A 471-nucleotide genomic window follows, 5' to 3' on the forward strand; every position below is an offset into this window, starting at 1 on the left:
GGTTTAGCCATCATCTTCTTCCTCGTGCATCGAGCTATTCGGATCGCTCATCAGTTCTGCGCAGCAGTGCTCACACACGTGAACTTCCAGCACATGCAGCTTCTGACCGCAGTTAGCGCACGTTAAAGCTCGCTCGACGCTTTCTTGTTCGTAACTTCGATTTTGGTCAATCACCTTGTTTTCCTCGCACGACGTCTTAGCCACCGGATATCCCACAGGTGAGCCGTGTAGTTGAAGGTTTTTACGTCAGATTCTTTTGGGATTGGCTTGGGTTTATTTCTGGTGCGTTTCGTTGGAAGGTATTTGCAGTTTTCGCAGATTATGTCGGTGATACTTCGTCGCTGTCTCGCCACACGTCCTCCTTTTCCTGCGGTAGTGGTAACACCCCTGTTGGTGTTCTTTCACACAGGAGACACCATCGATTCCAGTAAGGTTGATTTGGTCGGAAGCGGTTATCTTCTTTGCATTCAC

3 protein-coding genes are annotated in these 471 nt (G+C 49.0%); all 3 read right to left on the bottom strand.

The features are described from left to right. Positions 1-3 precede the first annotated feature (3 nt). On the bottom strand, positions 4-216 hold the full coding sequence (locus DF185_RS23175) for a protein NinF (protein WP_306424353.1): 213 nt from the start codon (positions 214-216) through the stop codon (positions 4-6). Beyond that, on the bottom strand, positions 171-353 hold the full coding sequence (locus DF185_RS23180; protein ID WP_000113775.1) for a NinE family protein: 183 nt from the start codon (positions 351-353) through the stop codon (positions 171-173). Before DF185_RS23180 ends, DF185_RS23175 begins: the two co-directional genes overlap by 46 nt. After that, a partial coding sequence (ninD, locus tag DF185_RS24695; protein WP_110364084.1) for a protein NinD occupies positions 320-471 on the bottom strand: 152 nt, incomplete at its 5' end. The genes DF185_RS23180 and ninD, both read right to left, overlap by 34 nt.

Source organism: Marinifilum breve (assembly GCF_003202155.1).
Classification (GTDB): domain Bacteria; phylum Bacteroidota; class Bacteroidia; order Bacteroidales; family Marinifilaceae; genus Marinifilum; species Marinifilum breve.